Consider the following 10,378-nt stretch of genomic DNA (forward strand, 5'->3'; position numbering starts at 1 on the left):
GATGGCACACAAGATTACTCAGTAACGTTACAAGTTTTAGCAATTATGACGGCGCTGAGTTTTATACCGGCCGCCATAATTATGATGACCTCTTTTACACGAATTATTGTTGTACTCGCCATTTTGCGCCAAGCAATTGGCTTACAGCAAACACCGTCAAACCAAGTGTTATTAGGTATGTCACTTTTTTTAAGTATTTTTATAATGGCGCCTATTTATCAGCAGGTAAACGAGCGAGCTATAGAGCCTTACTTAAATGAGCAGGTTACATCAGTAGAGGCTTTAGAGCTTGCTAAAGAGCCAATGAAAGCATTTATGCTTTCACAGGTGCGTTTAAAAGATTTAGAAACGTTCGCTAAAATTGCTGGTTACGATCAGCTAAATTCGCCACAAGATACGCCATTAATAGTGTTAATACCGGCCTTTGTAACCAGCGAGCTGCAAACGGCATTTATAATTGGGTTTATGTTTTTTATCCCATTTTTAATTGTTGATTTAGTGGTCGCCTCGGTATTAATGGCGATGGGTATGATGATGCTTTCCCCCATGATAGTGTCCTTACCGTTTAAAATTATGCTGTTTGTACTTGTTGATGGTTGGAGCTTAGTGATGGGGACTCTAGCTAAAAGCTTTGGTTTAGGGACTTAGTATGCAAAGCATTAACATGACCCAACAATAGGAGTACAACATGGAACCGGAAATTTTTGTTGATATTCTAAGTGACGCGCTGTTTTTAGTTATTAAATTGGTGTCTGCAATTGTAGTCCCAGGCCTAATTATTGGTTTAGTGGTTGCTGTATTTCAGGCGGCAACATCAATCAATGAACAAACGTTGAGCTTTTTACCTCGTTTATTAATTACCATTAGTGCGCTAATTGTAGGTGGGCACTGGCTTACTCAAGAACTGATGGATTTTTTTACTCGCCTAGTATTACTTATTCCTGAAATTGCAGGTTAAACGTGGAATACCCCTTTGCTGTCGTTATTCAATGGTTGAGCGATTTTTTGCTGCCCCTGGTACGCATTAGCTCAATGATTATGATTATGGCTGGTTTAGGTGCTAAAAATGTCCCTACGCGTATAAAAATGGGGTTATCAGTTGTTGTAACTTTTCTTGTCGTTCCTGTTCTGCCGCCCGCTACATTCACTAATTTATTTTCGTTTGAGATGATTTTAGTCGTTATTCAACAAATGCTGATTGGTGTTGCTATTGGTTTTGCATCTATACTTTTATTAAATACCTTTGTTTTAGCAGGGCAAATACTTGCGATGCAAACCGGTTTAGGTTTTGCTTCGGTTATTGACCCCTCTAATGGCGCAAGCGTCCCAGCGGTTGGCCAGTTTTTCCTTATTTTGGCCACCTTGTTATTTTTTGCTTTTAACGGTCATTTAATGATGATTCAAATGGTGGTGCATAGCTTTCAAGTGCTACCTATTGATGGCACATGGTGGTCTGTAGATCATTACTGGGACATAGTGACTTGGGGCGGCTGGATGTTTACTACAGCACTGGTACTCTCACTTGCACCGCTTACCGCAATGCTCGTTATTAATATGTCGTTTGGGATTATGACGCGTGCAGCGCCGCAATTAAATATTTTCTCTATTGGTTTTCCGTTTACCTTGGTAGCGGGACTTATTATTATTTGGGCGACACTAGGTAACTTTGTTACTCAGTTTGAGTTTCAATGGTTAAAAATGGTTGAGCTAATGTGTACTTTAGTTGGTTGCTCACCTTAGGAGAAAGTCATGTCTGAAGACTCAGGACAAGAAAAAACAGAAGAACCGACATCCAAAAAGCTTGAAGAATCTAAAAAGAAAGGCCAAATAGCACGCTCAAAAGAGTTAGGTACCATGTTTGTACTTATTTTTTCGGCTATATCGCTTTTGATGTATGGTCCTGAAATTGGTAAAGGTTTATACAATGTAATGGGCCGAACCCTTAGCTTAAACCGCAACGAAGCCTTTGATACCACTAAAATGTTTGCCGTGTGGGGAGAGGTTGCAGACGCGTTGATGTTTCCTATGGCTATGTTTGTGTTAATTATCGTTTTGGCTGCATTTATTGGTAATACGTTACTCGGTGGTTTTAATTTTAGCTGGGAAGCTGCTGCACCTAAAGCAAGTAAAATGTCGCCAATGAAGGGCTTTAAGCGGATGTTTGGCCCGCAAGCGGCTATTGAGCTTGTAAAGTCACTCTTAAAATTTGGTTTGGTTGCAAGTTTTGCTGTGTTTTTAATTAATACTTATTTTGATGAAATACTGCATTTAAGTTTAGAAAGTGCACCGGGTAATATTATTCATGCCTTAGAGATTTTAGGGTGGATGTTTTTAGGCCTTTCGTGCACTTTAATTGTTATTGCCGCCATTGATGCGCCATTTCAAAGTTACAACCATAACAAACAACTTAAAATGACAATGCAAGAAATTAAAGATGAGTATAAAAATTCTGAAGGTGACCCACAAATAAAAGCGCGCATTAGGCAAACACAAAGGCAAATGTCGCAAAACCGCATGATGCAAGATGTTCCTGACGCTGATGTTATTGTTACCAACCCAACTCACTACTCTGTAGCATTAAAATACGACACGGAGCGCGCAGGTGCGCCTATAGTGCTTGCTAAAGGCATTGATGAAATGGCGATGCAAATTCGAAAAGTAGCAATAGGGAATGAAGTACCTATATTAGAATCCCCCATGTTGACCCGAGCGCTTTATCATACGGCTGAAGTAGGAGAGCAAATACCCGATCAGCTATTTACCGCAGTAGCGCAAGTTTTAGCGTATGTATTTCAGCTTAAGCGCTTTAATAAAGGGCGCGGTAAACGTCCAACTAAGCTCAATAAAAAGCTGCCAATCCCCGATGCCTACAAGTATTAAACCGTTAACTGAGTAACTTGGAATAGTTATTGCAAATTCTACGTAGTGTCAATTTTTTGAAATTGTAGAATTATGAGTTTTAAAGCGGTATTACAACAACTTAACAGAGACAAAAAAGACTATGCCAAAGGGGTAGGTACACCTTTGCTTGTGCTTGCTGCCTTGGGAATGGTGATTTTACCACTACCGCCATTTTTACTCGATATCCTTTTCTCGTTTAATATTGCTCTCGCGTTAGTGGTTTTACTTGTAACTGTTTACACGATGAAGCCAGTTGAATTTGGTATTTTCCCCTCTGTATTACTAATCGCTACAATTATGCGCTTAGCACTTAACGTTGCCAGTACTCGAGTTGTGTTACTTGAAGGCCATAATGGTGGTGACTCTGCCGGTAAAGTAATTGAAGCGTTTGGCTCAGTTGTTATTGGTGGTAACTACGCTGTTGGTTTGGTTGTGTTTTTAATCCTGATCATTATTAACTTTGTAGTAATTACTAAAGGTGCTGGTCGTATTTCTGAGGTATCTGCGCGTTTCACCCTTGATGCAATGCCGGGTAAACAAATGGCAATTGACGCCGATTTGAACGCAGGCTTTATCAGCGCAGAACAAGCGCGTGACCGCCGCGAGGAAGTAACTCGCGAAGCTGATTTTTACGGCTCAATGGATGGTGCGAGTAAATTTGTAAAAGGTGATGCGATTGCAGGTATTGTTATACTAATCATCAATATTGTTGGTGGTTTATTTGTCGGTATGATCCAGCACAATTTGAGTTTTGGCAATGCAATGGAAGTATATACATTACTTACCATTGGCGATGGCTTAGTTGCTCAACTCCCTTCTTTACTGCTTTCAATTGGTACCGCGATTGTTGTAACACGCCAAAATGAGTCGCTCAATATGGGGGACCAATTTAAGAAACAACTAGGCAACGAAAAGTCACTCTTTATTGCATCTGGTATTTTGATCATCATGGGCTTAGTGCCTGGTATGCCGCATATTGCTTTTTTAAGTTTAGGTGCGTTACTGGGTTACTTAGCTTACTACACACAGCAAAGTAAATTAAAAGCTGCTGCGGCAGAAGCTGAAGAGGCCGCTAATGGCGGAAGCGTTGCAACGGGTGTTGCTAATAAACAAGAACAAAAAGAACTAGGCTGGGATGACGTTCAGCAGGTTGATGTAATTGGCTTAGAAGTCGGTTATAGATTAATTCCGTTAGTGGACCAATCACAAGGTGGTGAGCTACTTAATCGTATTAAGGGGGTGCGTAAAAAGCTTTCTCAAGAGCTTGGTTTTTTAGTGCCGCCGGTACATATACGCGACAACTTAGAGCTTGACCCTAACGCTTACAGAATAACACTAATGGGGGTTTCAACCGGTGAAAGCGAGCTTAAGCATGGCGACGAGCTAGCGATTAACCCAGGACAAGTATTTGGTCCAATTAAAGGGGTTGAAACAAAAGATCCTGCGTTTGGCCTTGATGCCGTATGGATCAAGCCAGATCAAAAAGATGAAGCACAATCACTAGGTTATACCGTTGTAGATTCAGCTACGGTAGTTGCCACTCATATTAGCCAGTTATTAACTAACAGTGCAGCGTTATTACTAGGGCATGAAGAAGTTCAAAACCTACTTGATATGCTTGCTAAAAGCCATCCTCGCTTAGTGGAAGGACTAGTACCTGATGTATTGCCATTAACTGCTATTGTAAAAGTACTACAAAATTTATTAAATGAAGGCGTGGCTATTCGCGATATGCGCTCAATTGTTCAAACCCTTGTTGAGTATGGCCCACGTAGTCAAGACCCTGATGTATTAACGGCTGCAGTGCGTATTTCACTGCGTAGATTAATTGTTCAAGATGCGGTGGGTATGTCATCAGAAATCCCTGTCATAACCTTGGCGCCTGAGTTGGAACAGATGTTGCATCAGTCATTGCAAAATGCAGGCGATGAAGGTGCCGGTATTGAGCCAGGACTTGCAGAGCGACTTCAAGTGTCATTGACACAAGCGCATCAAAATCAAGAAATGGCCGGCGAACCTTCTATATTGCTAACGTCAGGAATGTTACGCACTGTGTTATCTCGTTTTGTTAAGTACACCATTCCAGGATTGAGAGTGATGTCTTATCAAGAGGTACCAGACGAAAGACAGATCAAAATTGTAAGCTCGGTAGGCCAACAATAAGATTTTAACAGGGGTTGAATCATGAAAATTAAACGTTTTTTTGCTAAAGATATGCGCACAGCACTTAAAGAAGTTAAAGATGAGTTAGGTGTTGATGCGGTTATTATGTCAAATAAAAAACTGGCTAACGGTGTAGAAATTGTAGCGGCAGTTGATTATGACAAAGCAGCCCCTAAAGTAGCAGCGCAACCACAACGCCCTGCAGAGCCGCGTACTCAGGCGCCACAACAAAGCATGCATAACTTTGTAAAACCAGAGCCACAGCGTGCCAAGCCTGAGCCTCAAGCAAAAGTTGCTGACAGCCTACAAGCATTATTAGAGCGTCAATCACCGCGTCCTCGTTCTCCTGAGCTTGCATCGATGTTTTCACAATCGGGTATTGATACTACTGATAACTATCAAGAACCTGATATGGGGCAGCGTACTAAAAATATGTTTGCTCCTGAAGCTGCTGCGCCAGTTCGTCCACAAACTCAAGCGGATAGCTTAGGCTTTGATGATTTAGACCGCGACTTTGATGATTTAGATAGCCCAGTAACCACTCGCCAACAAGCACCTAATAATGAAAGCGAAGAAATGACAACAATGCGTGAAGAAATGAACGCAATCCGTCAATTATTAGAACACCAAGTATCAGGCTTGATGCAGCAAGATATGGCGCGTCGCGATCCAACACGCGCTTGTATGGTTGACCGTTTAGTCGGTATGGGTATCGATAAAGAAGTAGCACAGCAAATGGCATGTTTTGTACCTGATGATGTGTCTCGTAAGCAAGGTTGGAAAGCATTGTTAACTATGGTCGAAGATCAAATGCAAACAACCAATAATGAAATACTTCGCCAAGGTGGTGTATATGCGTTAGTGGGTCCAACAGGTGTGGGTAAAACAACGACTGTTGCTAAGCTTGCAGCTCTAGGCGCACAAAAATATGGTGCCGATAAAGTGGCGTTAATAACCACTGATACATACAGAATTGGTGCTTATGAACAACTTGCAACATATGGTCGTATTATTGGTTGTGGTGTTAAGCAAGTTAAAGATGCTAATGAATTAGCTGAAGTTTTATATCATTTACGAAATAAACGTCTAGTATTAATTGACACAGCAGGTATGAGCCAGCGAGATTTACGTTTAACTGAGCAATTAAACACGTTAATGCGTAACCAACGTGTAGATATTCGCAGCTACTTAGTACTTAGCGCGACAGCACAAATTAATGTATTGCAAGAAACTGTACGTCACTTTAAAAAAGTACAGTTAAGTGGCTGTATTTTCACTAAGTTAGACGAATCATTAAGTTTGGGTGAGATTATTAGTATTGCGATTCAAAATCGCCTTCCAATAGGGTATCTTACTAATGGTCAACGAGTACCAGAGGATATTCGTGTTGCAAATGCTGAGAAACTAGTTAAAAAGGCTGAGCAATTATATTTAAAAAGAACAAAAGAACAACATTCAAGGCACCAAGCAGTGGCGCCAAGCACAGTAGGGATGTATGATTAACACAGTATTAGATCAAGCAAGCGGCCTGCGCAAAATGAGTCAAAACAATAACAACGGCGTAAAAGTTATCGCTGTAACCGGTGGTAAAGGTGGAGTAGGGAAAACAAATGTTTCTCTAAATACAGCTATTGCACTTGGGCAGCAAGGTAATCGAGTATTAGTGCTGGATGCTGACTTGGGTTTAGCAAACTGTGATGTGATGCTTGGTTTACGTGTAGAGCGTAACTTGTCACATGTCTTGTCTGGTGAATGTGAGCTTGATGAAATTTTAGTTGAAGGCCCTGCAGGAATTAAAATTGTACCCGCTACATCGGGTTCGCAAAGTATGGTTGAATTATCACCATCTGAGCATGCTGGGCTAATTCGTGCGTTTAGCGAATTGAATACCGAATTTGATATTTTAATTGTAGATACAGCTGCTGGTATTTCAGACATGGTACTGAGCTTCTCGCGTGCAGCGCAAGATGTAATGGTTGTTGTATGCGATGAGCCGACATCAATCACCGACGCTTACGCACTTATTAAAGTATTAAGTCGTGAGCACGGCGTTTATAAATTTAAAATTGTTGCCAATATGGTGCGCAGTATGCGTGAAGGCACTGAATTGTTTGCAAAGCTATCTAAAGTTACCGACCGCTTTTTAGATGTATCAATGGAGCTAGTAGCAACGGTTCCTTATGATGAAAATATGCGCAAAGCAACACGTCGTCAAAAAGTAATAGTAGAGCTCTTTCCAAATTCGCCAGCCGCTCTTGCGTTTAAAACGCTGGCAACAAAAGCAGTTAAATGGCCAATACCCAACCAACCATCTGGGCATTTAGAGTTTTTCATTGAGAAACTAGTAAACGGTTAATTATGACAACACTGGTGAATAGAGCTATGGGATATCAATCAACACAAAATTTAAATGTGATTGTTGAGAAGCATGCATCACTTGTTAAAAAAGTGGCATGTCATCTAATTGCTCGATTACCACCTAGCGTTCAACTTGATGATTTAATTCAATCAGGAATGATAGGTTTAATAGAAGCTTCGAAAAACTTTGATGCAACAAAAGGCGCAAGCTTTGAAACTTTTGCAGGTATTCGTATTCGCGGTGCTATGCTTGATGAAATGCGCCGTGGTGATTGGGCTCCTCGTTCAGTTCACCGTAAAAACAGGCAAGTTGCAGAAGCAATTACTGAGCTCGAAAGTAGTCTGAACCGCGAACCAACGGACATAGAAGTTGCTGAAAAACTTGAAATTTCGCTCAATGAGTACCATCATATTTTAAATGATGCGAATACGAGTAAAATATTAGGCATTGAAGACCTTGGTGTAGATGAGGATGTTATTACTCCTGTAGGCCAAGATTTAGCACAAGATAAACCTTTTAATAATGTTAAAAATGATAGGTTTAATGAGTCTTTGCTAAGTGCAATTAAGTCATTACCAGAGCGTGATGCAATGGTGCTTTCTTTGTACTACAACGATGAAATGAATTTAAAAGAAATAGGACATATACTCGATGTAAGTGAATCGCGTGTAAGTCAGATACATGGTCAGGCGATGATTAAGCTTAAAGCTAAAATCAATGACTGGATAAATTAGTAGTAAGTAAACAAAGGTTAATACCTCACTGGGGGATGTTTTGGATAAAAACATGAAAATTCTTGTAGTTGATGATTTTTCAACGATGAGACGCATTATAAAAAACCTGTTACGTGACTTAGGTTTCACTAACGTTCAAGAAGCTGATGATGGGTCTACAGCTTTGCCTATGTTGCAAAATCAAGTGTTTGATTTTGTAGTTACGGATTGGAATATGCCTGGAATGCAGGGTATTGATCTTTTAAGAGCAATACGTGCAGACGATAAGTTAAAACATATCCCTGTATTAATGGTAACGGCAGAGGCTAAAAAAGAACAAATAATAGCTGCAGCGCAAGCTGGTGTTAATGGTTATATTGTTAAGCCATTTACGGCTGGAACATTAAAAACTAAATTAGAAAAAGTATTTGAACGCTTAGGCTAATGATGGGGGAGAGGCTTATGCCAGCACCAGCTGCGCCTCAAATAACGTTAGAACAAGCTCGTCAGCTCGTTGTTTTTTTAGAAAATGATGAGCAAGACAAAGCAAATCAGTTGATTTTAGAGGCTGCATCTAAAGAGCAGTCTGAATTATTTGCTGAAGTTGGAAAGTTGACTCGTCAACTGCACGAAGCCCTTAAAAGTTTTGAGCTTGATACTCGCTTAACTGATATAACGACAGATGCGATTCCAGATGCTAAAAAGCGGCTTAATTATGTTATAGAAATGACAGAAAATGCGGCTAATAAAACAATGGATGCAGTGGAAGCGAGTCTTCCTATAGCCCAACAGTTAGCGGACGAAATATCTCATATCAAACCGACATGGGATCGTTTAATGAGCCGCGAGATTGAGCTTGGTGAGTTTAAGCAACTTTGCCATAGCATCGATAAGTTTATGAACAACTCTCATCATAAGACTGATGAGCTTCAAAACTTAATGACAAATGTACTAATGGCTCAAGACTATCAAGACTTAACAGGTCAAGTTATTCGCCGTGTTATCGAACTTGTTAGGGAAGTAGAAGAAAGTTTACTTCATCTTTTAACTGCGTTTGCTGAACAAGACGACACTAACAGCACCGCGAATAAAGTAGAACAACAAAAAATAAAAGAACCAGTTGCCACACAAACTTTAGCAGGTCCTGAAGGCCCTATTATTGATAAAGAATCGCGTAATGATGTTGTATCTGATCAAGATGAAGTTGATGATCTTTTATCAAGTTTGGGCTTCTAAGAGGAGAGTAACTGCATGTTTGAAGTCGATGAAGATATTTTACAAGACTTTCTTGTAGAGGCTGGAGAAATCCTAGAGCTTTTATCTGAACAGTTAGTTGAGCTGGAAAATAATCCAGAAGATACCGAGTTACTAAACGCTATATTTAGAGGTTTTCACACTGTAAAAGGTGGTGCAGGCTTTTTAGCTATGACAGAACTTGTTGATGCTTGTCACGGTGCTGAAAACGTATTTGATTTACTACGTCAAGGCGTGCGAACAGTCAACTCAGAGTTAATGGATGTTATTTTACAAGCACTAGACACCATTAATGAGATGTTTGCGACTATCCAAAACAGAGACAAGCCTGAACCTGCAGATCCTGAATTACTTCATACTCTTCATATCTTAGGTCTACCTCCAACAGAAGCCGAAGCCACTGAAGCCTCTTTACAAACAGAGGTTGAACAACCTCATAATGAAGTGGTGGATACACCGGTAGCTGATGATGAAGATCCGTTTGCATTTGATGAACTATTTAGCGGAGCGCCTTCGGTTAGCGATGCTGAAATAGATGAAATCACTGAAGACGAATTTGAAAGCTTACTTGATGAGCTGCACGGTAAAGGACAAGGTCCTGCAGTTGAAAAACCAGTAGCAAGTAGTAGTGATTTTAGTGGTGATATTACTGATGATGAATTTGACAGCTTATTAGACGAGTTACATGGTGTTGGCAGTTTTGGTGAAGTTACGAGCAAACCTGAACAAAATGATGCCAATAAAACACCTGTAGAATCTGCTATACCAGCTGTAAATACAGTTAATTCATCAGATGATGAAATTAGTGATGACGAATTTGAAGCGCTTCTTGATGAACTTCATGGTAAAGGCACTGCTCCTAAATCGATAGAAAGTGCGCCAGCTGCAAAACAACCTGAACCTGTTTCACCGCCAGCTAAACAAGTGAGTGAACCAGTAAAAAAAGCTGAGCCAGCTAAAGCTCCTACTCCAAAACCAGTTGAAAAAG

Annotated in this window: 11 protein-coding genes; all 11 read left to right on the plus strand. The window is 40.4% G+C overall.

Features of this window, described 5'->3' with window-relative positions; translation table 11 throughout:
- A partial coding sequence (fliP, locus tag H5072_RS04345) for a flagellar type III secretion system pore protein FliP (RefSeq protein WP_182692824.1) occupies positions 1-648 on the plus strand: 648 nt, incomplete at its 5' end.
- A gap of 40 nt (positions 649-688) precedes the next feature.
- A complete protein-coding gene (fliQ, locus tag H5072_RS04350) occupies positions 689-958 on the plus strand; it encodes a flagellar biosynthesis protein FliQ (RefSeq protein ID WP_002959325.1) in 270 nt (89 codons plus the stop codon).
- A gap of 2 nt (positions 959-960) precedes the next feature.
- Positions 961-1,740, plus strand: coding sequence for a flagellar biosynthetic protein FliR (fliR, locus tag H5072_RS04355; protein ID WP_024596364.1), 780 nt, complete (start codon positions 961-963; stop codon positions 1,738-1,740).
- A gap of 9 nt (positions 1,741-1,749) precedes the next feature.
- A complete protein-coding gene (flhB, locus tag H5072_RS04360) occupies positions 1,750-2,880 on the plus strand; it encodes a flagellar biosynthesis protein FlhB (RefSeq protein ID WP_024596365.1) in 1,131 nt (376 codons plus the stop codon).
- A 72-nt stretch (positions 2,881-2,952) separates the two neighbouring features.
- On the plus strand, positions 2,953-5,064 hold the full coding sequence (gene flhA / locus H5072_RS04365; RefSeq protein WP_039484610.1) for a flagellar biosynthesis protein FlhA: 2,112 nt from the start codon (positions 2,953-2,955) through the stop codon (positions 5,062-5,064).
- Between the two features lie 21 nt (positions 5,065-5,085).
- Positions 5,086-6,567 carry a flagellar biosynthesis protein FlhF gene (flhF, locus tag H5072_RS04370; protein ID WP_182692825.1) on the plus strand — a complete coding sequence of 494 codons (1,482 nt, stop codon included), beginning with the start codon at positions 5,086-5,088 and terminating at the stop codon, positions 6,565-6,567.
- Positions 6,560-7,420: a MinD/ParA family protein gene (locus tag H5072_RS04375; protein WP_002959312.1), complete on the plus strand. Its 861-nt coding sequence runs from the start codon at positions 6,560-6,562 to the stop codon at positions 7,418-7,420. Before flhF ends, H5072_RS04375 begins: the two co-directional genes overlap by 8 nt.
- Before the next feature lie 26 nt (positions 7,421-7,446).
- Positions 7,447-8,157: an RNA polymerase sigma factor FliA gene (locus H5072_RS04380; protein ID WP_002959310.1), complete on the plus strand. Its 711-nt coding sequence runs from the start codon at positions 7,447-7,449 to the stop codon at positions 8,155-8,157.
- A 40-nt stretch (positions 8,158-8,197) separates the two neighbouring features.
- Positions 8,198-8,581 (plus strand): chemotaxis response regulator CheY, encoded by a 384-nt coding sequence (gene cheY, locus H5072_RS04385; protein WP_008132609.1) that lies wholly within the window; start codon positions 8,198-8,200, stop codon positions 8,579-8,581.
- Between the two features lie 17 nt (positions 8,582-8,598).
- Positions 8,599-9,372: a protein phosphatase CheZ gene (locus tag H5072_RS04390; RefSeq protein ID WP_024595388.1), complete on the plus strand. Its 774-nt coding sequence runs from the start codon at positions 8,599-8,601 to the stop codon at positions 9,370-9,372.
- Positions 9,373-9,387: 15 nt separating this feature from the next.
- Positions 9,388-10,378: Hpt domain-containing protein (locus H5072_RS04395; RefSeq protein ID WP_182692826.1), on the plus strand; the 991-nt coding region annotated here is incomplete at its 3' end.

It is taken from the genome of Pseudoalteromonas sp. SR45-5 (genome assembly GCF_014163565.1).
Taxonomy (GTDB): Bacteria; Pseudomonadota; Gammaproteobacteria; order Enterobacterales; family Alteromonadaceae; genus Pseudoalteromonas; species Pseudoalteromonas distincta.

What these genes read in the sequence shown, in the direction of transcription:
- flhF (WP_182692825.1), top strand. Translation starts at nt 5,086, where the DNA reads ATGAAAATTAAACGTTTTTTTGCTAAAGATATGCGCACAGCACTTAAA.
- H5072_RS04390 (WP_024595388.1), top strand. Translation starts at nt 8,599, where the DNA reads ATGCCAGCACCAGCTGCGCCTCAAATAACGTTAGAACAAGCTCGTCAG.
- H5072_RS04375 (WP_002959312.1), top strand. Translation starts at nt 6,560, where the DNA reads ATGATTAACACAGTATTAGATCAAGCAAGCGGCCTGCGCAAAATGAGT.
- H5072_RS04380 (WP_002959310.1), top strand. Translation starts at nt 7,447, where the DNA reads ATGGGATATCAATCAACACAAAATTTAAATGTGATTGTTGAGAAGCAT.
- flhA (WP_039484610.1), top strand. Translation starts at nt 2,953, where the DNA reads ATGAGTTTTAAAGCGGTATTACAACAACTTAACAGAGACAAAAAAGAC.
- flhB (WP_024596365.1), top strand. Translation starts at nt 1,750, where the DNA reads ATGTCTGAAGACTCAGGACAAGAAAAAACAGAAGAACCGACATCCAAA.
- fliQ (WP_002959325.1), top strand. Translation starts at nt 689, where the DNA reads ATGGAACCGGAAATTTTTGTTGATATTCTAAGTGACGCGCTGTTTTTA.